This is a genomic window from Nocardioides nematodiphilus (assembly GCF_020216525.1).
Classification (GTDB): Bacteria; Actinomycetota; Actinomycetes; order Propionibacteriales; family Nocardioidaceae; genus Nocardioides; species Nocardioides nematodiphilus.
Map to the genome: position 1 here is coordinate 609,283 of NZ_JAIWOY010000001.1, position 20,888 is coordinate 630,170.

The window sequence follows — 20,888 nt, forward strand, 5'->3', positions numbered from 1 at the left end:
CTCTTACTCGGAGGTGAGCATGTCTTCTCGGAGCACGTCCCTATGGGTCGCGGTGGGGGTCCTGCTGCTGCTCGCAGCGGTCCCGCCGCTCCTGGTCCCCGTCTACGCCCGGCTCACCCCGGAGCTGTGGGGCTTCCCGTTCTACTTCTGGTTCCAGTTCCTGCTGGTCATCTGGGCCGCCATCACGACAAGCATCGCCTTCGTCATCGCGAAGGAGGCGATCCGGCGCGACCGGGCCGCTCGCGCTGAGCACAGCGGCGGTGCGCGATGAGTGCCGTCGCCTTCAGCGTCTTCATCTTCCTGTTCCTCGTCGTCACGGTGATGGGCTTCGCGGCCGCCCGCTGGCGCAAGGCCGAGTCGATGGCCAACCTCGACGAGTGGGGACTCGGTGGCCGCGGCTTCGGCACCTTCGTGTCGTGGTTCCTCATCGGCGGTGACATCTACACCGCGTACACGTTCATCGCGGTGCCCGCGACGCTGTTCGCCGGGTCGGTGACCGGCTTCTTCGCCGTGCCCTACACGATCATCATCTATCCGCTGATCTTCGTCTTCCTGCCGCGGCTCTGGTCGGTCTCGCACCGCCACGGCTACGTCACGCCCGCCGACTTCGTCGAGGGACGGTACGGCTCCAAGGGGCTGAGCCTGGCCATCGCGCTGACCGGCATCGTCGCCACCATGCCGTACATCGCGCTCCAGCTCGTCGGCATGCAGGTCGTGCTCGACGTGATGGGCCTCAAGCCGAACAGCGACAACTGGTTCATGAAGGACCTGCCGCTCTTCGTCGCCTTCGTGATCCTCGCCGCCTACACGTACTCCTCGGGCCTGCGGGCGCCGGCGCTGATCGCGTTCGTGAAGGACACGCTGATCTACATCGTCATCATCGTCGCGGTCATCTACATCCCCCACCACCTCGGCGGCTGGGGTCACGTGTTCCAGGTGACCAAGCAGAGCTTCGACGACCAGAACGCGGCGGCCGCCGCGCAGGGACTGCCGGCCACCAAGGGCATCTACCCCTCGACCGGGGTCAGCCAGTGGGCGTACGCCTCGCTCGCGCTCGGCTCGGCGCTGGCCCTGTTCATGTATCCGCACTCCATCACCGGCGTGCTCGCCAGCCGCGACCGCAGCGTCATCCGGCGCAACGCGGCGCTGCTGCCGGCGTACTCGTTCCTGCTCGGTCTGCTCGCGCTGCTCGGCTTCGTCGCCGTCGCGGCGGGCATCAAGATGGCCGACCTCGGCGGCAACGCCCAGCTCGCGATCCCGCAGCTGATGGAGAACGAGTTCCCGGCGTGGTTCGCGGGGGTGGCCTACGCGGCCATCGTGATCGGCGCCCTGGTGCCGGCCGCGATCATGTCGATCGCCGCGGCGAACCTCTTCACCCGCAACATCTACAAGGCGTTCTTCCGCCCCGACGCCGCTCCGGCGGAGGAGGCGAAGGTCGCCAAGCTGGTCTCGCTCGTGGTGAAGGTCGGCGCCCTGGTCTTCGTCCTCGCGATGGACAAGACGTTCGCGATCAACCTGCAACTGCTCGGCGGCGTCTGGATCCTGCAGACGTTCCCGGCGATCGTGGCCGGCCTGTACACGCGCTGGTTCCACCGCTGGGCACTGCTGCTCGGCTGGGCCGCCGGCATGATCTACGGCTCCGTCGTGGCGTACCAGACGCCCGGCACGACCTCGAAGCACTTCGGCGGCTCGGTGCACAACTTCCCCGGCACCCAGACGGGGATCTACATCGCGGTGACGGCGTTCCTCATCAACGTCGTCGTCGCAGTGGTCGCCACCCTCGTCCTGCGGGCGATGCACGTGGCCGACGGTCTGGACCGCACCGTCGCGGACGACTACGTCGCCGACCTCGGCGACACCGGCGTGCAGGCGGAGCTCAACCCGCTCTGAGCGAGCCCGAACTGTCACCGTGACACTTCTGACGTGTCACGGTGACAGTCTCGTCGTGCTGGTCAATGGGCGAGCCAGGCCGCGTACGCGTCGAAGCTGAAGGGCCGCCCGAGGAAGTCCTCGACCAGATCGGCGGCGTCCTTCGAGCCGCCGGGGGCGAGGACCCGGTCGCGGTAGCGGCCGGCGACCTCCGTGTCGAAGAGGTCGCCCGGGTCGAAGGCGCTGAAGAGGTCCTTCGCGATCACCAGCGACCACTGGTAGGTGTAGTAGGCCGACGAGTAGCCGCCCAGGTGACCGAAGCTCGCCCAGAAGTGCGTGTCCTCGATGTAGGGGAACGGCGCGTACTGCGCCATCAGCTCACGCATCCGCACGGTCAGGTCCGCCGGTCGCTCGTGGTGGAAGTAGTAGGAAACCGCCGCGTAGAACGTCTGCGTCTGGGTCAGGTAGCCCTTGCCGAACTCCTCGGCCGCGCGCATCTTCGCGACCAGCTCGGCGGGGATCGGCTCGCCCGCCTCGTCGGTGGCGAAGCTCGCCAGCACCGCCGGATCCCAGGCCCACTCCTCGAGCATCTGCGAGGGCGCCTCGACGAAGTCCCACTCGGTCGCGACGCCGGCGAAGCGCGTCCACGCCCCCTGCCCGCCGAGCACGTGGTGCACCAGGTGACCGAACTCGTGGAAGAGCGTGACGACGTGGTCGTGCTCCATCAGGCCGCGGCTGAAGTTGCAGACCAGGACCCCCTCCGCGAGCGACTTCCCGGCCACGCCCGGCGCCAGGTCGAACTGCGCGGCGTGCTTGTACTTGCCCTCCCGCGGAAACAGATCGAGGTGGATCCGGCCGAGGGTCGCGCCGTCCTCGAGCCGGACCACGTCGTACGAGGCGACGTCCTCGTGCCAGGTCGTGACGTCGACCTGGTCGTAGCGCACGCCGAAGAGCCGGCCGGTCACCTCGAGCAGCCCGGCACGGACCTTGGGGAAGTCGAAGTAGGTCCGGACCAGCTGGGTGTCGAGGTCGAACCGCTCGGCGAAGACGAGGTTGCGGTAGTAGGCGGAGTCGGACAAGGCGACCCGCTCGGCGTCGGGGACGTCGCGGCGGTAGCGCTCGAGCAGGATCGCGAGGTCGCGCTCGCCGGGCTCACGCGCAGCGTCGGCGATCGTGTCGATGAACGCCGGGATGGCCTCCCCGGTGCCGATCATCTTCACCTCGGCGTCGTAGGACGCCCAGTCGGCGTAGCCGAGGGTGGTGGCGTACTCGTGCCGCAGGTCGAGGATCTCGTGCAGCACCGGATCGGCCGCCGGGTAGCCGCGGTTGAAGGACGCCTTGCGCAGCTCTCGCCGCAGCTCGCCGTCATGCGCGTAGTCCGCGACCGGCACCGTGTCCGGATAGTCGGTGGTCAGCGTGACCAGACCGTCCTCGGCGGGAGGGTGCGAGGCGATGAAGTCGGCCGGCAGGCCCGCCAGCCGCCCCGGGGCGACCCGGACCGTGCGCACGTCGTCGCGGGCGATCCGGGAGAACTCCTGGTCGAGCTCCAGCAGGCGCTCGTTGATCTCCTGCAGTCGGGCGCGGGTGGCGTCGTCGCGGTCCACGCCCGCGCGCCGGAAGTCGCGCAGCACCGTGGCGTGGAAGCGGGCCGCGAGCGGGTCGAGGCCATCGACGGCGAGCCCGTCGAAGACCGCGTAGAGCGCGGCATCCTGGGCCAGCTCGGTCGAGAGCTTCTGCGCGGCGAGCTCCGCCGCCTCGGCCGCCGTCCGGACGGCCTCCTCGGGATGCACGTTGGCCAGCAGGCTCGCCAGACCCGAGGTGCTGTGCAGCGCCAGAGTGACGTCGTCCCAGATGCGCAGCGTCTCGAGCGCGGTCGCGGGGGCGGAGGCCTTCAGACCGGCGGCGAGCTCGCGGGCTCGGGCCAGGGCCGAGGCGGCCCGCTCGTCGATCCAGGACTCGGAGTAGGTGGTCACGCTCCCACCCTGCCACCTCGGGTCACGAGGATGGGAGCGACTGATGGGTCAGCTCCTCACCGCCCGGAGAGCTGGCCCCGCCTCCTCGCCAGGTAACGGCGCTGGGCCGGGTTCGCGGTCGCCTCCAGCGCAGCCTCGTACTCCTGCGCCGCGGCGGCTGATCGCCCCAGCCGGCGCAGCAGCTCGGCGCGGGTGGCGTGCCAGGCGTGGTAGCCCTCCAGGGGAAGCCGGTCCACCAGCGCCAGCGCGACGCCGGGCCCGTCGACCTCGCCGATCGCGACCGCCCGGTTGAGCAGCACGACCGGGGACGGGTCGAGCACCGCGAGCTGGTCGTAGAGCTGGACGATCTGGCTCCAGTCGGTGGCGCGGAACTCCGGCGCCGCACAGTGCACGGCACCGATCGCGGCCTGCAGCTGGTAGCGACCGGGGGCCTCACCGGTGGCGATGCGCTCACGGACCAGGGCGTGCCCCTCGGCGATCAGCGCGCGGTCCCAGCCGCCGCGGTCCTGTTCGTCGAGCATCACCAGCTCGCCGTCCGAGCTGAGCCTGGCTGCTCGCCGCGCCTCGGTCAGGAGCATGAGCGCCAGCAGCCCGGCGACCTCACCGTCCGCGGGCATCAGCTCTCGCAGCAGGCGAGCGAGCCGGATCGCCTCCGCCGTCAGCTCGGCGCGGATCGGATCCTCGCCCGCCCCGGCGAGATAGCCCTCGTTGAAGACCAGGTAGATCACCGCGAGCACCGCCTCCACCCGGTCGGCGAGGTCCTCGCGCTCCGGCGTCCGGAACGGGATCCGGGCATCGCGGATCTTGCGCTTGGCACGCGTGAGCCGCTGCGCGAGCGTCGTCTCGGGCACCAGGAACGCCCGCGCGATCTCGTCGGTCGTGAGACCGGCGACCATCCGCAGCGTCAGCGCCACCCGCGCCTCCGGCGCGAGCGCGGGGTGACACGCCATGAAGATCAGTCTCAGCTGGTCGTCAGCCACCGGTCCGCTCACCTCCTTCGGTACGAAGAGCCGCAGCGCCTCGGTGTGCTTCGCGCCGCGCTGCGACTCCCGGCGGACCCGGTCGATCGCCTTGCGCGTCGCGGTCGTCATCAGCCAGCCGACGGGATTCGGCGGGACGCCGTCCGTCTCCCAGGACGACACGGCGGCCGCGACCGCCTCGCCGGCGGCCTCCTCCGCGATGTCGAGATCGCGGAAGCGGCGCACCAGCGAGGCGACCATCACCGGCCAGGCCTCCTGGAAGGCGGTCTCCAACTCCGTCACCGGGTCACTCCGCGAAGGCCCGGACCTCGATCGAGCCGAAGTGCGCGACCGGGTGCCGCCCCGCGATGTCGAGCGCCTCCTCCAGCGAGCCGCACTCCAGCAGGTCGAAGCCCGCCAGGAACTCCTTCGTCTCGGCGTACGGCCCGTCGGTGACGAGCACCTCGCCGGAGCGCACCCGTGCCGTACGGCCCGCATCCGGCTCGGCGACCGGCGAGCCGGTGACCCGGCGATCGCCGACGTAGTCGAGCCACGCCTCGATCGGACCGGCCGCCTCCAGCACCTCGGGCGTGACCTCGATGGCGGGATCGCGGACGACGAGCATCAGGTACTGCACGGCTCAGCTCTCCGCGCCCTGGAACGGTCGGACCTCGACCTTGCCGCGGCAGGCCTTGGAGCCCTCCGCGGCCAGGCGCAGCGCCACGTCCAGGTCGGGGGCCTCGATGACCCAGAAGCCGCCGAGGTACTCCTTGGCCTCCGCGTACGGGCCGTCGGTCAGGATCGGCTTCTCGCCCATCCCGTCGACCACGGTCGCGTCGGTGGGGGCGGTGAGCCCGTTGGCGAACACGAAGTAGCCCTCGTCGATCAGTCGCTGGTTGAAGGCGCCGGTGTCGGCGAACGCCTGCTCCATCGCCTCCTTCGACTCGTAGTTGCCGAACTCGGTGCGCTCGAGCGGTCCGTAGACCGCCATCAGGTACTGCGCCATGGTCTGCTCCTCAGCATCGTGGCCGCCACGGTGGCTGCCTCTCATCCTCTCCACGAACGGGCGCGGGCGGATACGACACCTCGCGAAAAGAAATTCTCGATTCCGGGAAGAGATCGCGATGCCCTTACCTTTGCTCACCGTGTCGTCCCTCAATCTGCGCAGCATCCTGGCCGACACCCGGCCCCTGAAGGAGCCGCACTTCCGGCGCCTGTGGATCGCCATGATCGTCACGATGGTCGGCGCCCAGCTGACCGTCGTCGCGGTGCCCGCCCAGATCTACGCCGACACCGGCTCCTCGGCGTACGTCGGCCTGACCGGCCTGTTCGGCCTGGTCCCGCTGGTGATCTTCGGCCTGTACGGCGGTGCGCTCGCGGACCACTTCGACCGCCGTCTGCTGATGATGGTCTCGACCGTGGGCCTGATCGGCACCAGCGCGCTCTTCTGGCTCCAGGCCGCGCTCGGCCTGGGCAACGTCTGGGTCCTGCTGACGCTCTTCGCGGTGCAGCAGGCCTTCTTCGCGATCAACTCGCCCACCCGGCAGGCATTGCTGCCCAAGCTGCTCCCGGCGCAGCTCCTGCCGGCCGCCAACTCGCTCTCGATGACGGTGTTCACCGCCGGCGCGGTCGCCGGCCCGCTGGTCGCAGGCGTCCTCATCCCGGTCACCGGCTACACGTACCTGTACCTGATCGACACGCTCACGCTCTTCGCCACGCTCTACGCCGTCGTACGCCTCCCGGCCCTGCCGGTCGAGGGTGCCGGCGCGAAGGCGCCGGGCCTGCGCTCGGTGGTCGACGGACTGGTCTACCTCAAGACCCAGCCGGTGCTCATGATGAGCTTCGTGGTCGACCTGATCGCGATGGTCTTCGGCATGCCCCGGGCGCTCTACCCGCAGATCGCCCACGAGTCGTTCCTCGGCCCGGCAGACGGCGGCATCGCCTTCGCGCTGCTCTTCGCCGCGATCCCGGCCGGCTCGGTGATCGGCGGCGTGCTGTCGGGCTGGCTCTCGCGCGTGGAGCGGCAGGGCCTGATCGTGCTCTGGTGCATCGCGGCGTGGGGCCTCGGCATCACCCTGTTCGGCGCCACCCTGTGGGTCACGCCACGGCTGCGGATCCTGATGCTGGTGCTCGGCCTGTTCTTCCAGATGATCGCCGGTGCGGCCGACGTCGCGTCCGCGGCGATCCGCACCTCGATCCTCCAGTCGGCGGCCGACGACAACGTCCGCGGTCGGCTCCAGGGCGTCTTCACCGTGGTGGTCGCGGGTGGTCCCCGGATCGCGGACGTGGCGCACGGTGGCGCCGCTGCGGTCGTCGGGACAGCAGCGACGACCACCGGCGGTGGCCTCCTGGTGATCGTCGGCATCGCGCTGTGCGCGGTGCTGGTGCCGAGCTTCGTCCGCTACCGCGTCACGGCCGCGGAGCCGATCCGCGTCTGACGCGTCACGACCGCTCGAGGATGCCGCGGATGAGGTTGGCCTGGCCGAGGTGCTGGATGTCGTCCTCGAGGATCGACACCAGCCGTACGCCGAGCGTCACCGGCGGGTCCCAGCGCTCGTCGACGACCCTGTCGAGGTCCTCGGCGCTGACCTGGGCGAGCCAGCCCACCGTCGCCTCGTGGGTGGCGCGCAGGTAGTCGGCCAGCAGATCGGCCGAGACCCGCACCTGGCCGACCTCCTCGGCGCTCTGCCCGTACCCGGTCGTCCGGACGTCGAACGGCAGGCCGAAGCGCTCCGCGTATCCCTGCGCCGTCCAGACCTGCTCGTGCCCGGCCACGCCGGCGACCTGCGCGTCCTGCCCCCGGGCCAGGTGCCAGACCAGCCAGGCGATCGTGTTGGTCCCCGGCGCGATCCGGTGGGTCAGCTGGTCGTCGCTGAGGCCGTCGACGACCGCCGTCCCGCCCTCGACGATGCGCCCGAACGCGTCCTGGAGAAGCTCTGCCGGAGTCATGTCTCCGGCGTTAGCGCGCCCGCACAGGAGGGGTACGGGGTCGCATGACGAACTTCGGCTACACCCTCATGACCGAGCAGAGCGGCCCGCGAGAGCTGGTCGGCTACGCACAGCGCGCCGAGGAGCGCGGCTTCGACTTCCTGCAGATGAGCGACCACTACTCACCGTGGCTGACCGACCAGGGACACGCCCCGTACGCCTGGTCGGTGCTCGGCGCCGTCGCCCAGGCGACCTCCGAGATCGGGCTGATGACGTACGTGACCTGCCCGACGATGCGCTACCACCCCGCCGTCGTGGCGCAGAAGGCCGCCACGATCGGCCTGCTCAGCGAGGGGCGCTTCACCCTCGGGCTGGGCAGCGGCGAGAACCTCAACGAGCACACCATCGGGCTGGGCTGGCCGGCGATCGAGACCCGCCAGGAGATGCTGACCGAGGCGATCGAGATCATCCGCGCGCTCTTCGCCGGGGACCTGGTCACCTACCGCGGGGAGCACTTCGACGTCGACTCGGCCCGGCTGTGGGACCTGCCCGAGGAGACCGTCCGGATCGCGGTGGCCTGCGCCGGCCAGCGGGCGGTCGAGACGTTCGCGCCGTACGGCGACGACCTCATCGCGGTCGAGCCCGACGAGACGCTGGTGCCGCAGTGGAACGCCCAGCCGGACGCGCTCGAGATCGGCTCGGGCGCCCGCGCGATCGGCCAGATCCCGATCTGCTGGGACCCCTCGGAGGAGGCTGCCATCGAGCGGGCGCACCGCGAGTTCAAGTGGTTCGGCGGCGGGTGGAACGTCAACGCCGACCTGCCCACCACGGCCGGGTTCTCGGCAGCGAGCCAGTTCGTCCGACCCGAGGACGTCGCGGAGTCGATCCCGTGCGGGCCCGACCTGGACAAGATCGTGGAGGCGGTCTCGAAGTTCTGGGAGGCGGGCTTCACCGACGTGGGGCTGGTCCAGGTCGGCGACGAGGGTCAGGACCGGTTCCTGGCCGAGGCCGCCGGTCCGCTGCTGGAGAGGCTGCGTGCGGCCGCGCACCGCTGATCGCCTCCGCCCGAGGGCATGTCACATCCCTGCGCGCCCGATCGTCGGAGAGGATGTGAACGTGGAACTGGTCCAGGAGTACGAGTCCGAGCGACCGCGCCTGCTGGCGATCGCGAGCCGGATCCTGGGAGGCCCGAGTGGTGCCGAGGACGTGGCGCAGGAGGCGTGGCTGCGGCTGGCCGCCGCCGACCCGGCGCCGGACAACGTCGCGGCGTGGCTGACGACCGTCACCACCCGGCTCTGCCTCGACCAGCTCCGCACCCGGCGGCACGCGTTCCCCAGCGACGAGCTGCCGGAGCTCCTGGAGTCCGTCGATCCTGTGGACGGCCCGGAGGCGGACGCGATGCTCGCGGACCAGGTCGACGCGGCGATGCTGGTCGTGCTGCACACGCTCTCGCCGATCGAGCGCGTCGCGTTCGTGCTCCACGACCTGTTCGGGGTGCCGTTCGAGGACGTCGCGGCCACGTTGGGCCGCTCGCCCGCCGCCGTGCGCCAGCTGGCCTCGCGGGCCCGGCGTCGCCTGCGCGGTGCGGACGTGGACGCCGACCGCCGCGAGCACCAGGCCGTCGTGGACGCGTTCCTCGAGGCCGCCCGCGGCGGTGACCTGCCGCGGCTCGTCGAGCTGCTCGCCCCCGACGCGGTCCTGCACGCGGACCCCGCCGGCATCGCGATGGGCGCCGACACCCGCACCGGCGCAGCGGCGGTCGCCGACCGCTTCAACGGCGCCCGCGGCGCCATGAACGTCACCGTGGACGGCTGGGCGAGCGCCGCCTGGGTCCATCACCGCGACGTGAAGGTCGCGTTCCTCTTCACCATCGCGGACGGCCTCATCACCGACATCGACATGGTCGCCGATGACACGTCACTCGCGCTGATGGACATCTCGGGAACGCACAACCCCCACCGAGGCTGAGGCGGCCGGCCTCAGACCTCCAGGTCGGGCGCGCACGCCCGCACGAGGTCGGCCAGCGGCCCGAGCTGAGCGCCCATCGGACCGTCGAGGACGGCGCCGAAGGCGCCGATCGAGAGCAGCACGTTGAGCAGCATCCCGTAGGCGATGAAGTCCCGGACGGCCTCGTCGCTCCAGCCGGTGTCACGCAGCGTCGCGAAGATCCGGCCCATCCCGTCACGGGAGGCGACCCCGATCTCCGGCACCGCGCTGGCCGAGAAGCCGTGCATGAGGACGTGCAGGAAGTCGCTGTCGGCGAGCAGGTCGGTGTACGCCTGCGCCATCCGCTCCTTGTCCTCCTCGCTGCTCGGGTCGAAGGGTCGCTCGTCCAGGACGCCGCGGAACGCACCCGCGATCCGGTCGCAGGCGTGGGTGTAGACCTCGAGGAAGAGCTCGAGCTTGGTGCCGAACATGCGCACGACGTACGGCTGGCTGACGCCCGCGACCTTGGCCACCGCATCCGTGCTGGTGCCGGCGTAGCCGCCCTCGGCGAAGGCCTTCGTGGCGGCCGCCAGGATCAGCGCCCGGCGCTCCTCAGCAGGCATCCGTACGTTCATGGTTGACATGTTATCAGTTGATTACTTACGGTGAAGACGTCCAAGTAATCATTCAATGCCAACAAGTTCGAGGAGGAGCGATGAGCTCGCTCACCGAAGCACCCGCCCCCGCCGACGGCGTCGCAGACGACTCATCGCGCCTCGCCCGGGCCGCCCGCCGCGCGCCGCTGTGGCTGACCATCGCCGCGGTCAGCCTGCCCATGTTCATGGCCACCCTGGACAACCTGGTGATGACCAGCGCGCTGCCGGTCATCCAGCAGGACCTGCACTCCAGCGTGAGCGACCTCTCCTGGTTCATGAACGCGTACACGCTCGCGTTCGCCACCTTCATGCTCCCGGCCGCGACCCTCGGCGACCGGATCGGCCGACGCCGGATGATGGTCGCCGGGATCGTGGTCTTCACCGTGGCCTCGATCGGCTCGGCGCTCTCGCACTCCTCCAGCACGCTGATCACCGCCCGCGCCGTCCAGGGCTTCGGTGCGGCCGCGATCATGCCGCTCTCCCTCACGCTGCTCGCGGCCAACGTGCCCGACCGGCTGCGTCCGGCCGCGATCGGCATCTGGGGCGGCGTCTCGGGCCTCGGCGTCGCGCTCGGCCCGGTCGTCGGCGGTGCCGTGGTGCAGGGCATCAGCTGGGAGGCGATCTTCTGGCTCAACGTCCCGGTCGCGATCATCGCGCTGCCGCTCATCCTCGCCGCGGTCAGCGAGTCGCGCGGCACCTGGCAGCGGCTCGACCCGATCGGCACCCTGCTCCTGGGCGGCGCCGTCTTCCTCGGCATCTGGGGCATCGTGCACGGCAACGACGACGGCTGGGGCTCGGCCACGGTCCTCGTCCCGCTGATCACCGCCGCCCTCCTCCTGCCGGCCTACGTCGCCTGGGCCGCGCGCCGGGGCAACGACGCCGTCCTGCCGCTGCGACTCTTCGGCTCGCGCAGCTTCTCGGTGGCCAACCTCGTCGCCCTCGGCTTCACCCTCGGCATGTTCGGCGCGGTCTTCCTGCTCTCGCAGTACCTCCAGGTCGTGCAGGGCTACAGCCCGCTCGGCGCCGGCGTCCGGACCCTGCCGTGGACCGCGGCCCCGATGGTCGTCGCCCCGATCGCCGGGGCGCTCGCCGGCCGGATCGGCGTCCGCCCGTTCTTGCTCGGCGGCCTCGCGCTCCAGGCCGGCTCGCTGGCCTGGTTCGCCTGGCTGACCGAGCAGGGCTCGGCCTACTCCGCCTTCATCCCGGCGCTGGCCATGGCGGGCATCGGCATGGGCCTGGTCTTCCCGTCGGTGTCGACCGCGGTCCTCGACGGGCTGCCGGACGGTGACTTCGCGATCGCCTCCTCAGCCAACTCGACGGTGCGCGAGTTCGGCGTCGCGCTGGGGATCGCCCTGCTCACCGCCGTCTTCCTCGGCAACGGTGGCCACATCGCGCCCGACGGCTACGACGGTGCGATCGGCCCAGCGCTGCTCACCGGCTCCGGCGCCGTCGCGCTGGCCTTCATCGCCGCGCTCTTCGCCCCGCGCACCACGGCCTGACAGCAGGCACCTGATCCGCGCGGTCCTGTCAGAGGGCCGCGCGGATCAGCTCGTCGGAGAGATCCGTACGGACCGTCTGCCGCGACGCGATCGTGAGCGCCGCGGCGGCGTGCGCGTAGTGCACGGCCTCCAGCCGGTCGTCCCCCCGCACGAGCGCGTGCGCGAACGCCCCGAGCATCGCATCGCCTGCACCGGTGAGGTCGACGTACTCCTCGATGCGCGGCCCCGGCACCAGCCGGCTCCCGTACGGCGAGACGACGAACGAGCCCTGCTCCGGATCGAGCCGCACCCAGACCGACTCGACCCCGGTCCCCAGGAGCGCGTCGATCGCCACCGCGACCTCGTAGTCGGTGGTGGCCGGCAGCCCGGTGAGCGCGGTGAGCTCGGCGCGGTTGGGGGTGATGAGGTGGATCCCGGCGCGCAGGATCGGGCGCAGGCGCTCGGACTTCGGCACGCTGACCGGCTCGAGGATGACCCGTACGTCGGAGTCCGCCGCGATGGTGAGGGCCTGCTCGATGGTCGACGGCAGCAGATTGCCGTCCAGGATCAGCAGCCGGGCCCCGCGGATCAGGCCGGCCGCCGCCTCCACCATCAGCGGGGAGATCAGGTCGGTGGCGGCCATGTCCGCGACCGCGACCACGAGGTCGCCGTTGGCGGCGACGATCGCGGCGTAGGTACCGGTCTGCACCGGTCGCTCCCGCACGTGGCTGACGTCGACGCCCGCGTCCTCGGTGTGGTGCACCAGCTCGGAGCCGAGCGGGTCGTCGCCGACCACGGAGACCAGGTGGACGGGCGTGCCGAGACGCGCGATCACCTCGGCGATGTTGCGGCCCACCCCGCCGGGCGAGAGCTCCGAGGTCCCGGCGTTGCTGCTGCCGGGCACGAGGTCGACGTCCGCGATGGCGTGCAGGTCCATGTTCGCGCCGCCGATGACGACGATGTAGGGCGACTCGTTCACACGAGCACCTCCGGTCCGAGATCCGCGATGGAGCGCGCGCCGATCAGGCCCAGGGTCAGGTCGAGCTCGGCGATGACGTGCTCCAGCACCGCGCGTACCCCGTCCTCGCCCGCGAGGGCGAGGCCGTAGACCCACGGCCGGCCGAGGAGGACCGCGCGAGCGCCGAGGGCGAGCGCCTTGGCCACGTCGGCGCCGCTGCGCACGCCGCTGTCGAAGAGAACGGGCACCCGGCCGCCGACCTCCTCGACGACCCCGGGGAGCGCGTCGAGCGAGCCGATCGCGCCGTCGACCTGGCGCCCGCCGTGGTTGCTGACCACGATGCCGTCGACGCCGTGCTCGAGGGCGAGCCGAGCGTCCTCGCGGTGCTGGATGCCCTTGACCAGGATCGGGAGGTCCGTCATGGTGCGCAGCCGCGCCAGGTCGGGCCAGGTCAGGTCGGAGCGGGAGAAGACGTCGAGGAACGTCTCGACCGCGAGCCGCGGGCGAGGGTCGTCGCGCCCGGCGCGGCCGGGCCAGTGCCGGTTGATCGAGCGCAGCGCCTTGAGCGCGGCCGGGATCTGGGCGAGCGACGGCCTCGGCGTCGCGGCGCCGGAGGCGGCACCGACGCGGGCCTCGACCAGCGCCCGGAAGACGGGGTCGGAGGTGTACTGGGCGATGCCCTCGCCGCGCGCGAAGGGCAGGTAGCCCAGATCGAGGTCGTGCGTACGCCAGCCGAGCACGTGCGTGTCGAGCGTGACGATGACGGCGTCGGCACCGATCGCCTCGGCCCGCTCCACGAACGAACGCGCGAGCGACTCCTCGCGGCTCCAGTAGAGCTGGTAGAGCCGAGGGGTGTCGCCGAGCGAGGCCGCGGTCTCCTCCATCGGCACGCTGCCCTGGGTGGAGATCACCATCGGCACGTCGACGGCCGCGGCGGCGCGCGCGACGGCGTGCTCGGCGAGCGGGTGCGCCATCTCCAGCACGCCGATCGGGGCCAGCAACAGCGGGGAGGAGAGCGTGCGGCCGAGGAGCTCGACCGAGAGGTCCCGCTCGTCGACGTCGACCAGGTGGCGCGGCACGAGCCGCACCCGGTCGAGCGCGTCACGGTTGGCGCGGACGGTCGCCTGGCTGCCCGCCCCGCCGTGGACGTACGACCACGCCTCGGGGCTCATCGCGCGCTGGGCGGCGGCCTCGAGGGCGTCGTACGAGGTCGGGACGACCGGCCTCGCACCGAAGAGTCCTGCGCGATAGATGCTTCCCTGGATGCTGCGCCCGGCGCTCATGCACGCACTCCCCGACCACCGCGGCACAGGGCTGCGCACGCGCACGAGGCACGTCCGGCACGGCGTCGGATGGTCCGCTCGCTTCGCTCGCTCACGGCGTCACTCTGCCGCAAGACCGGGCGGGAGGGGTGCACTGAGTACCACCTGGAAGAGCCGCAGGCAGCGCGCGGACATCGACGCGGGCGTCTCCTCGGGGTGCTCGAGCCACCAGGTGACGAGCGAGTCGGCGACCGACATCCAGACCGCGGTGAGCGCGGAGATGTCCAGGGGGTCGTCGACGCCGGCCAGCCGCATCATCTCGCCGACGCCCTCCTCGGCGAGCGCGGTGAAGCGGTCGGCGTAGTGCGCCAGCTCGGCGGCGATCCCCTCCTCGCCGCGCGGGATGGTGGGGTCGAAGAAGAGCCGCCAGATCCATGGCTGCGGCTCGAGCAGGGCGAAGGTGCCCTCGAGGGTGCGCAGAGCCCGCTCCAGGCCGACGGCATCGCCGCTGGCGATCCGCTCGAACTCCCCCGCGAGGATGTCGATGGCGCGGTGCAGGCACGCCCTCAGCAGCCCCTCCTTGGAGCCGAAGTAGTTGTAGATGAGCGGCTTGGAGATCCCGGCGCGCTCCGCGATGTCGCCCACCGAGGTGGCGGCGAAGCCGCGGGTGCCGAAGATCTCGGTGGCCGCCTCGACGATCTGGGCCTCGCGGTCCGCACGCGGCACGCCCTTGGTGCCGGCGTTGGGGCGCTGGGAGGTGGCAGGCATGGGACAGATCCTAGGCACCGCATATGAACTGCTGGTAACTTACCCATTAGTCATATCGTTGTCGCCATCACACTCCGAGGAGAATGCGATGCGGGAGTTCTTCGATCCCACCCAGAACCCGGTCGGCTTCGCGATCCCGTTCTTCCTGCTGACGATCGCTCTCGAGCTCGCGGCGCTGAGGTGGCTCGACCACGACGACACTGCGTTCGCCGGCAAGCCGCGCACCGGCTACCAGCTCCAAGATGCCCGGACCTCGATCTTCATGGGGCTCGGCTCGCTGGTCACGACGACCGTCTTCAAGCTGATGTTCTTCGGGTTGTTCGTGCTGCTCTACCAGCACGTCGCGCCGTACCACCTGCCCAACACGTGGTGGGCGTTCCTGGTCACCGTGCTCGCCGTCGACCTGTCGTACTACTGGCAGCACCGCTTCGTGCACCGCGTGCGGGTCGGGTGGGCCGCGCACCAGGCGCACCACTCCAGCGAGCTGATGAACTTCGGCACCGCGCTGCGGCAGAAGTGGAACCCCTGGTTCGACGTCTTCTTCCTCGTTCCGCTCGCGCTGCTGGGCATGTCGCCGGCGTGGATGTACCTGGGCCTGGGCATCAGCCTCGTCTACCAGTTCTTCGTCCACACCGAGATGATCGACCGCCTCCCGCGCCCGGTCGAGTACGTCTTCAACACGCCCTCGCACCACCGCGTGCACCACGGCTCGGACCCGATCTACCTGGACAAGAACTACGCCGGGATCCTGATCATCTGGGACCGGATGTTCGGCACCTTCCAGCCCGAGCTGCACCGTCCGACGTACGGCCTCACCTACAAGGTGGACACGTACAACCTGATCAAGCTCGAGTACGGCCACTACGCCGACCTGTTCCGCGACGTGCGCAACGCCTCCTCGTGGCGGGTGAAGCTCGGCTACCTCTTCATGCCGCCGGGCTGGCAGCCCGCGCCGGCCCAGGACGTGACGAACCTCAGCGAGGTGCCGGCGCCGCGCTGAGGTGCACACCGTCGATCGCCTGACAGACTGACGCCATGAAGCGGCGGGTCTATGTCCATGTGGGGGCGCCCAAGACGGGCACGACCTACCTGCAGAACCGGCTGACCGCGAGCCTCGGCGTGCTCGCCGAGCACGACGTGCACTACGCCACCAAGCCGCTGCTCACCCCCCACCTGTTCCAGTTCCGGGCCGCGCTCGACCTGCTCAACCGGACCGACTGGCGCGGCCCGATCGCGAAGTCCGACGGCGCGTGGGACGCGATGGCGCGCCGGATCCGTCGCCACACCGGCACCGTCATCCTCAGTCACGAGATCCTCGCCGGCGCCAAGGCCAAGCACGTCGCGCGGCTGTGGGACGACCTCGACGTCGGCAACAGCACCGAGCTGCACATCGTCTACACCGCCCGCGACCTGGCCCGGCAGCTGCCGGCCGCCTGGCAGGAGGGCATCAAGCAGGGGCAGCGCTGGAGCTTCGCCGGCTTCCTGGAGCGGTTCCAGACCGGGAGGCTCTGGTTCTACAAGGTCTTCGACTTCCCCGCCGTGCTGACCACCTGGGGCGCCGACCTGCCGCCGGAGCGGATCCACCTGGTGACCCTGCCGCCGGAGGGTGCCGACGTGCCGCGCGACGAGCTGTGGCATCGCTTCGCCACGGCCTGCGGCTTCGACGCCGCGTGGGGCCCGTACGAGGGCCCGCGCGACAACCGCTCCCTCGGGATGGCCGAGACCCAGCTCATCCGCCGCCTCAACCGGCGCCTCGACCGCTCCCAGCGCCCGGGTGGGAAGTACGACCGGCTCATCCGGATGATGCTCGCCGAGAAGGTGCTGGTGGACCGCGACAGCGAGCGCGTACGGGTGCCACCGTCGCTGCACCCCTGGCTGGCCGAGCGCACCGAGCGCTGGATCGAGTGGGCCGAGCAGAGCGGCATCGATGTCGTCGGCAGCCTCGACGACCTGCGCGTGCCCGCCCCCGACCCGGAGGCGGTCTGGCACGACCCGGACAAGATCCGACCCCGGGCGCAGCTCAACGCCGCTCTCGACGCGCTCGCCGCGATGACCGACGAGGCCGCCCGCCAGGGCGACCCCGGCGCGACGCTGACCGCGAAGGTGAAGCGCGCCAGCAAGCGACTGGTCGGCTCGTGAGGACCGCTGCATCCTGGCTCGCGCACCTGCGGGCCGGCGGCACCACGCCCTGGGCCGCGTACGACGGCGGCGAGGCTGTCGCGGCGCCGGTGGAGACGGAGGTCGGCGCCCAGCAGCTCGAGGTGCTGCGCCGGCTCAACGAGCTCGGGCGGGTCTCGCCGGCGCTCGCCGACCGGGTGATCCGGGCCGATCTCTCCGGGCGCGGGCACGGCCTCCTCCGGCTCGCCGGCGACGAGAGCGCCACGGCGCGGCGCTTCGGGACGCCTCCGGTCGATCCGGCGGGCCTGCCGTACGTCGAGCTGATCCGGCCCCTGCTCACGCTGCTCGCCGAGGACGTCGCCCGCGCGGGTGCGCCCTCGGCGCCGGTGGCACGAACGCCGCGGCGGCGAGCGGTCCCCTACCGGCTCGCCGGGGACCCGCTGCTCGCCGCGGCGGCGCACACCGACCTCATCCGGCACGGCCGCCCGGACGGCGGCGACGGCACCGTCACGTACGTGGTCGCGCGCGACCTCCCCACGATGCTCGCCGACGCATGGACCTGGCGCTCCCTGACCGATCGCGCACCCGAGTGGGAGGACTGGCTCGCGATGCTCGAGCGCACCGGCCGCCTGCCCGAGGAGCTCGACCTCGTACGGCAGGCCCGGGACGCCGGCGAGGACGTCCGGGTCGTCCTCGATCCCACGCTGCTGCCCGGCGCGCTCGGCATCGAGGAGGTCGCTGCGCCCGTCACCCTGGGCGCGGACGCTGCCGAGCTCGCTCGGCTGGTGACGACGGTGGTCGGCCTGCACGCCGGCGACGGCACCCCGGACCTGATGGTCCGCGGCTTCGCGCCCCGGCTGGCGCGCACACCGGGGCCGCCGCTGGCCGTGCCCGAGCGGTCCTGGGCGTGGGTGGACGCGCAGGCGCGCCTCCTCCACGCCGCGCTGTGCGCCGCGTCGTACGACGTGCTCGGCGACCCCGACCTGGTCCTCGCCCCCGCAGCACCCGCTTCCGGCCGCTCGCCGCAGGAGCACGCCGTCCTCGACCTCGCGCTCCGGACCCTGCTGGAAGGTGCCTGACATGGCTCGTCGCGTCCTGCTGCACGTCGGCACGCCGAAGACCGGGACGACCTACCTCCAGGACGTCTGCTTCCTCAACCGCGACCTGCTGCGCGAGCACGGCATCCTCTATCCCGCGGAGCGGTTCGACGCCCACTTCCTGGCGGCCCTCGATCTGATGCGGCTCCCGTGGGCCGGTCTCGAGCGGCAGGCGGTCGGCGCCTGGGACCGGCTCGCCGAGCAGGTGCGTGCCTTCGACGGCACCGCGATCGTCAGCCACGAGATCCTCGCCCGGGCGACCGCGCCGCAGGCCCGCCGCGCGCTCGAGTCGCTGGGCCACGGGTCCGGGACCGAGATCCACCTGGTGCTCTCCGTACGCGATCTGGTGCGCCAGATCCCGGCCGAGTGGCAGGAGAACGTCAAGCACCGTACGACCACCTCCTACGCCGACTTCCTCGCCGAGCTGCAGGACCCCTCGCGCGACGGGACCATCGCGTCGTGGTTCTGGGCCGTGCAGGAGATCCCGGACATCGTCGACCGCTGGCGCCATGATCTGCCGGCCTCGCAGGTGCACCTGGTCACCGTGCCGCCGACGGGCTCGCCGCGCGATCTGCTGTGGGAGCGGTTCGTCGCCGCGTTCGGTCTGGGCGAGGTGCCGCTGGGCCTCGGCACCGACCGGGCCAACGTGTCGCTCGGCGCGCCCGAGACCTACCTGATGCGGCAGGTCAACCTCGTCTCCGACCACATCGAGCCGACCGACTACCGCAGCCAGATCCGTGAGCTGCTCGCCCATCGCACCCTGTCGACCCGCACCGGCTCGCCGCGGCTCGCGCTGGACCCGGCGTGCTACCCGTGGGTGGCCTCGCTGGAGTCGGCGTGGGTGGCCGAGCTCGAGCGCCAGGGGTACGACGTGGTCGGCTCACTCGGGGAGCTGCAGGGCACCGTGCCCGCGACGTACGCCGATCCGGACGCGCCCGAGCCCGCCCAGGTCGTGGACGCGGCCGTGACCTCGATCGTCGCGCTGGTCGAGGAGATCAGCCGCAGGCGGATCGCCGAGGAGCACCTGCACGCCGAGATCGGCGAGCTGCACCGGCAGCTGGCGGTGGCGCGCCGCAGCCCCTACCTCAAGGCGAAGGAGGCGACCTTCCGCCTCCTCAGCAGCAGCTGGCTCGGTCGCCGGCTGCTCGGCGCCTATCAGCGGGCGCGGGGCAGCAGCTCGCGCCGGGCGTAGCGGCCGATCTGCCAGGTGAAGTACGCGTCGGCGCTGCCGCCGACGACGCCGCCCACCACGGGCACCTTCTTGCCGAGGGTCAGCGCGAGACGCTTGCCGGTGATCCGGGCGATCATCTCGGTGGCGACCTGCGAGGTGACCTGCTTGGTCAGCAGTGGGTCGTGCACCGGCGCGGTGGCCATCGCCATCGGCGGGGCGGGCAGGCGGCCCTGCTTGACCAGCTTGCTGATCCTGTCCTCGCCGAGCAGCGTGACCAGGACTGCGTTGCGGACCCGCGGGTCCTCCAGGCCGTAGCCGCGCAGGTGCGCGATGCCGGCGACGAGGCGGGCCTGGATGACGGTCAGCTCGGTCAGGTTGGCGGGGATGGACACCGCCGCGGTCACGATGCCGCCGAGGTTGGTCGCGAAGCCACCGGCGGCGGCGTACGCGACATGGTGCTCGATCAGCTCGCGGATCGCGCGGTCGACGTCGCCGTCGTGGTCGTCGAGCTGCTTCTCGGCCACGGCCGCCGCGCCGGGGATCGGGCCGGTGCCGGTGATCGCACGGGTCAGGGCGACCTGCACGAAGCTGCTGGTGATGCCGGGGGCGATCTCCACGACCTTGGGAGCGAGAACGGTCCCGACGCTCAGGGCGACCTTCTTGGCGGCTGGCATACGACCGATCGTACCGACGAGTAGAAAACGGCCGAGGTAGGTTCGCCCCGTGCCGACCGAGCCCCCTGCCACCCCGTGGATGCTGCCCGACCTGCGCACCCGACGGCTCGACGCGCAGCTCGACGACATGGTGGCGATCGGCGCCGACCTCGCACCGGGCACGCTCCTCGCGGCGTACCGGCTCGGGCTCTTCCCCATGCCCGGCGACGAGCCCGACGAGATCCTGTGGTTCTCACCGGTGCTGCGCGGGGTGCTGCCGCTGGAGGGCCTGCGGGTGACGTCCTCGCTGCGCAAGTCGCTGAAGCACTTCGAGATCCGCGTCGACACCGCGTTCCGGCCGGTGATGGAGGCCTGCGCGGACCCGGCCCGCGACGGCGGCTGGATCAACGACGACTTCATCAACGCCTACGAGGAGCTGCACCGGCTCGGCTGGGCGCACTCGGTGGAGGCCTGGCAGGACGGCGAGCTCGTCGGCGGGCTCTACGGCCTGGAGATCGGCGGCCTGTTCGCCGGGGAGTCGATGTTCCACCGCGCCCGGGACGCCTCGAAGGCGGCGCTCGTCGGGCTGGTGTCGCTGCTGCGGGCGGCCCCGGGGCCGCGGGTGCTCGACGTGCAGTGGCGTACGGACCACCTCGCCAGCCTCGGCGTCATCGAGATCCCCCGCGCCGACTACCTCGAGCTCCTCGACGAGGCCCTGCCCTCTCCCGCAGCCCTGGGATAGTCCGGGACCGACCGTCCGCTCAGACGACGGTCGGGCGCCCGGCAGCCTCCCAGGCGTCCATGCCGCCCGCGAGGTTGACCGCGTCGTGGCCGTTGCGGGTGAGCCACTGCACGGCCTGGGCGGAGCGGCCGCCGAGGTGGCAGACGACGAGGAACTGGCCCTCGGGCAGCTCGTGCGCGCGCACGGGGAGCACGCCGAGCGGGATGTGGATCGCGCCCTCGATGTGGCCGGCCGCCCACTCGTGCTCCTCGCGGACGTCCACGACGGGCACCGGGATCGGGTCGGGGACGCCGTTGATCTCGACGGTGGGGATGCTCATGGCGGCTCTTC

Annotated in this window: 22 protein-coding genes; 11 read left to right on the plus strand and 11 right to left on the minus strand. The window is 71.6% G+C overall.

Annotated features, from left to right (window positions below; translation table 11 throughout):
- The first annotated feature begins 19 nt into the window (after positions 1–19).
- Together KSO98_RS02960 and mctP are read left to right on the plus strand one after the other, a co-directional pair.
- A complete protein-coding gene (locus KSO98_RS02960; RefSeq protein WP_225283384.1) occupies positions 20–271 on the plus strand; it encodes a DUF3311 domain-containing protein in 252 nt (83 codons plus the stop codon).
- Entirely contained in the window at positions 268–1,890 is a 1,623-nt protein-coding gene (gene mctP / locus KSO98_RS02965) for a monocarboxylate uptake permease MctP (RefSeq protein ID WP_225283385.1), read from the plus strand. The genes KSO98_RS02960 and mctP overlap by 4 nt, the downstream gene beginning before the upstream one ends.
- A gap of 62 nt (positions 1,891–1,952) precedes the next feature.
- Here mctP and KSO98_RS02970 read toward each other — a convergent pair whose 3' ends face one another.
- The 4 genes from KSO98_RS02970 to KSO98_RS02985 are packed head-to-tail and all read right to left on the minus strand — an operon-like array spanning position 1,953 to position 5,807.
- Positions 1,953–3,842 carry a M3 family metallopeptidase gene (locus KSO98_RS02970; RefSeq protein WP_225283386.1) on the minus strand — a complete coding sequence of 630 codons (1,890 nt, stop codon included), beginning with the start codon at positions 3,840–3,842 and terminating at the stop codon, positions 1,953–1,955.
- A gap of 56 nt (positions 3,843–3,898) precedes the next feature.
- Positions 3,899–5,062 carry an RNA polymerase sigma factor gene (locus KSO98_RS02975; RefSeq protein WP_225283429.1) on the minus strand — a complete coding sequence of 388 codons (1,164 nt, stop codon included), beginning with the start codon at positions 5,060–5,062 and terminating at the stop codon, positions 3,899–3,901.
- A 46-nt stretch (positions 5,063–5,108) separates the two neighbouring features.
- Positions 5,109–5,438, minus strand: a complete 330-nt coding sequence (locus tag KSO98_RS02980) for a YciI family protein (RefSeq protein WP_225283387.1) — start codon at positions 5,436–5,438, stop codon at positions 5,109–5,111.
- A gap of 3 nt (positions 5,439–5,441) precedes the next feature.
- Positions 5,442–5,807, minus strand: coding sequence for a YciI family protein (locus tag KSO98_RS02985; protein ID WP_225283388.1), 366 nt, complete (start codon positions 5,805–5,807; stop codon positions 5,442–5,444).
- Positions 5,808–5,946: 139 nt separating this feature from the next.
- Here KSO98_RS02985 and KSO98_RS02990 point away from each other — a divergent pair, with 139 nt between their 5' ends.
- Positions 5,947–7,239 (plus strand): MFS transporter, encoded by a 1,293-nt coding sequence (locus KSO98_RS02990; protein ID WP_225283389.1) that lies wholly within the window; start codon positions 5,947–5,949, stop codon positions 7,237–7,239.
- 4 nt (positions 7,240–7,243) lie between these two features.
- On the opposite strand, the gene KSO98_RS02995 is transcribed toward KSO98_RS02990, so the two are convergent.
- Positions 7,244–7,750, minus strand: a complete 507-nt coding sequence (locus KSO98_RS02995; protein WP_225283390.1) for a mycothiol transferase — start codon at positions 7,748–7,750, stop codon at positions 7,244–7,246.
- A gap of 44 nt (positions 7,751–7,794) precedes the next feature.
- On the opposite strand from KSO98_RS02995, the gene KSO98_RS03000 reads away from it, so the two are divergent.
- Together KSO98_RS03000 and KSO98_RS03005 are read left to right on the plus strand one after the other, a co-directional pair.
- Positions 7,795–8,784, plus strand: coding sequence for a TIGR03557 family F420-dependent LLM class oxidoreductase (locus tag KSO98_RS03000; RefSeq protein ID WP_225283391.1), 990 nt, complete (start codon positions 7,795–7,797; stop codon positions 8,782–8,784).
- A 61-nt stretch (positions 8,785–8,845) separates the two neighbouring features.
- Positions 8,846–9,697, plus strand: coding sequence for a sigma-70 family RNA polymerase sigma factor (locus KSO98_RS03005; RefSeq protein WP_225283393.1), 852 nt, complete (start codon positions 8,846–8,848; stop codon positions 9,695–9,697).
- 11 nt (positions 9,698–9,708) lie between these two features.
- Here the strand turns inward: KSO98_RS03005 and KSO98_RS03010 are convergent, their stop codons facing one another.
- A complete protein-coding gene (locus KSO98_RS03010; protein WP_225283394.1) occupies positions 9,709–10,299 on the minus strand; it encodes a TetR/AcrR family transcriptional regulator in 591 nt (196 codons plus the stop codon).
- A 71-nt stretch (positions 10,300–10,370) separates the two neighbouring features.
- Here KSO98_RS03010 and KSO98_RS03015 point away from each other — a divergent pair, with 71 nt between their 5' ends.
- Entirely contained in the window at positions 10,371–11,810 is a 1,440-nt protein-coding gene (locus KSO98_RS03015) for an MFS transporter (protein WP_225283395.1), read from the plus strand.
- Positions 11,811–11,838: 28 nt separating this feature from the next.
- On the opposite strand, the gene KSO98_RS03020 is transcribed toward KSO98_RS03015, so the two are convergent.
- The 3 genes from KSO98_RS03020 to KSO98_RS03030 form a co-directional block, all read right to left on the minus strand.
- Entirely contained in the window at positions 11,839–12,768 is a 930-nt protein-coding gene (locus tag KSO98_RS03020; protein WP_225283396.1) for a carbohydrate kinase family protein, read from the minus strand.
- Positions 12,765–14,030, minus strand: a complete 1,266-nt coding sequence (locus KSO98_RS03025; RefSeq protein WP_225283397.1) for an alpha-hydroxy-acid oxidizing protein — start codon at positions 14,028–14,030, stop codon at positions 12,765–12,767. Before KSO98_RS03025 ends, KSO98_RS03020 begins: the two co-directional genes overlap by 4 nt.
- A 99-nt stretch (positions 14,031–14,129) precedes the next feature.
- On the minus strand, positions 14,130–14,777 hold the full coding sequence (locus tag KSO98_RS03030) for a TetR/AcrR family transcriptional regulator (protein ID WP_225283398.1): 648 nt from the start codon (positions 14,775–14,777) through the stop codon (positions 14,130–14,132).
- 88 nt (positions 14,778–14,865) lie between these two features.
- Here KSO98_RS03030 and KSO98_RS03035 point away from each other — a divergent pair, with 88 nt between their 5' ends.
- From KSO98_RS03035 to KSO98_RS03050, 4 genes are read left to right on the plus strand one after another with little or no spacing between them, the layout of a single operon-like run.
- Positions 14,866–15,777 carry a sterol desaturase family protein gene (locus tag KSO98_RS03035; protein ID WP_225283399.1) on the plus strand — a complete coding sequence of 304 codons (912 nt, stop codon included), beginning with the start codon at positions 14,866–14,868 and terminating at the stop codon, positions 15,775–15,777.
- 35 nt (positions 15,778–15,812) lie between these two features.
- Positions 15,813–16,916 carry a hypothetical protein gene (locus tag KSO98_RS03040; RefSeq protein WP_225283400.1) on the plus strand — a complete coding sequence of 368 codons (1,104 nt, stop codon included), beginning with the start codon at positions 15,813–15,815 and terminating at the stop codon, positions 16,914–16,916.
- Entirely contained in the window at positions 16,913–17,974 is a 1,062-nt protein-coding gene (locus KSO98_RS03045; RefSeq protein WP_225283401.1) for a hypothetical protein, read from the plus strand. Before KSO98_RS03040 ends, KSO98_RS03045 begins: the two co-directional genes overlap by 4 nt.
- A gap of 1 nt (position 17,975) precedes the next feature.
- Complete coding sequence (locus KSO98_RS03050) at positions 17,976–19,184, plus strand: hypothetical protein (RefSeq protein ID WP_225283402.1); 1,209 nt, start codon at positions 17,976–17,978, stop codon at positions 19,182–19,184.
- On the opposite strand, the gene KSO98_RS03055 is transcribed toward KSO98_RS03050, so the two are convergent.
- Complete coding sequence (locus KSO98_RS03055; RefSeq protein ID WP_225283404.1) at positions 19,148–19,837, minus strand: EcsC family protein; 690 nt, start codon at positions 19,835–19,837, stop codon at positions 19,148–19,150. The two genes, KSO98_RS03050 and KSO98_RS03055, sit on opposite strands and share 37 nt — an antisense overlap.
- A 49-nt stretch (positions 19,838–19,886) precedes the next feature.
- Here KSO98_RS03055 and aat point away from each other — a divergent pair, with 49 nt between their 5' ends.
- On the plus strand, positions 19,887–20,558 hold the full coding sequence (aat, locus tag KSO98_RS03060; protein ID WP_225283406.1) for a leucyl/phenylalanyl-tRNA--protein transferase: 672 nt from the start codon (positions 19,887–19,889) through the stop codon (positions 20,556–20,558).
- A gap of 19 nt (positions 20,559–20,577) precedes the next feature.
- On the opposite strand, the gene KSO98_RS03065 is transcribed toward aat, so the two are convergent.
- Positions 20,578–20,877, minus strand: coding sequence for a rhodanese-like domain-containing protein (locus KSO98_RS03065; protein ID WP_225283407.1), 300 nt, complete (start codon positions 20,875–20,877; stop codon positions 20,578–20,580).
- Positions 20,878–20,888 lie beyond the last annotated feature (11 nt).

What these genes read in the sequence shown, in the direction of transcription:
- KSO98_RS02995 (WP_225283390.1), bottom strand. Translation starts at nt 7,750, where the DNA reads ATGACTCCGGCAGAGCTTCTCCAGGACGCGTTCGGGCGCATCGTCGAG.
- mctP (WP_225283385.1), top strand. Translation starts at nt 268, where the DNA reads ATGAGTGCCGTCGCCTTCAGCGTCTTCATCTTCCTGTTCCTCGTCGTC.
- KSO98_RS02975 (WP_225283429.1), bottom strand. Translation starts at nt 5,062, where the DNA reads ATGGTCGCCTCGCTGGTGCGCCGCTTCCGCGATCTCGACATCGCGGAG.
- KSO98_RS03055 (WP_225283404.1), bottom strand. Translation starts at nt 19,837, where the DNA reads ATGCCAGCCGCCAAGAAGGTCGCCCTGAGCGTCGGGACCGTTCTCGCT.
- KSO98_RS03040 (WP_225283400.1), top strand. Translation starts at nt 15,813, where the DNA reads ATGAAGCGGCGGGTCTATGTCCATGTGGGGGCGCCCAAGACGGGCACG.
- KSO98_RS02985 (WP_225283388.1), bottom strand. Translation starts at nt 5,807, where the DNA reads ATGGCGCAGTACCTGATGGCGGTCTACGGACCGCTCGAGCGCACCGAG.
- KSO98_RS03030 (WP_225283398.1), bottom strand. Translation starts at nt 14,777, where the DNA reads ATGCCTGCCACCTCCCAGCGCCCCAACGCCGGCACCAAGGGCGTGCCG.
- KSO98_RS03000 (WP_225283391.1), top strand. Translation starts at nt 7,795, where the DNA reads ATGACGAACTTCGGCTACACCCTCATGACCGAGCAGAGCGGCCCGCGA.
- KSO98_RS03065 (WP_225283407.1), bottom strand. Translation starts at nt 20,877, where the DNA reads ATGAGCATCCCCACCGTCGAGATCAACGGCGTCCCCGACCCGATCCCG.
- KSO98_RS03035 (WP_225283399.1), top strand. Translation starts at nt 14,866, where the DNA reads ATGCGGGAGTTCTTCGATCCCACCCAGAACCCGGTCGGCTTCGCGATC.
- KSO98_RS02960 (WP_225283384.1), top strand. Translation starts at nt 20, where the DNA reads ATGTCTTCTCGGAGCACGTCCCTATGGGTCGCGGTGGGGGTCCTGCTG.
- KSO98_RS03010 (WP_225283394.1), bottom strand. Translation starts at nt 10,299, where the DNA reads ATGTCAACCATGAACGTACGGATGCCTGCTGAGGAGCGCCGGGCGCTG.
- KSO98_RS03015 (WP_225283395.1), top strand. Translation starts at nt 10,371, where the DNA reads ATGAGCTCGCTCACCGAAGCACCCGCCCCCGCCGACGGCGTCGCAGAC.
- KSO98_RS03025 (WP_225283397.1), bottom strand. Translation starts at nt 14,030, where the DNA reads ATGAGCGCCGGGCGCAGCATCCAGGGAAGCATCTATCGCGCAGGACTC.
- KSO98_RS03050 (WP_225283402.1), top strand. Translation starts at nt 17,976, where the DNA reads ATGGCTCGTCGCGTCCTGCTGCACGTCGGCACGCCGAAGACCGGGACG.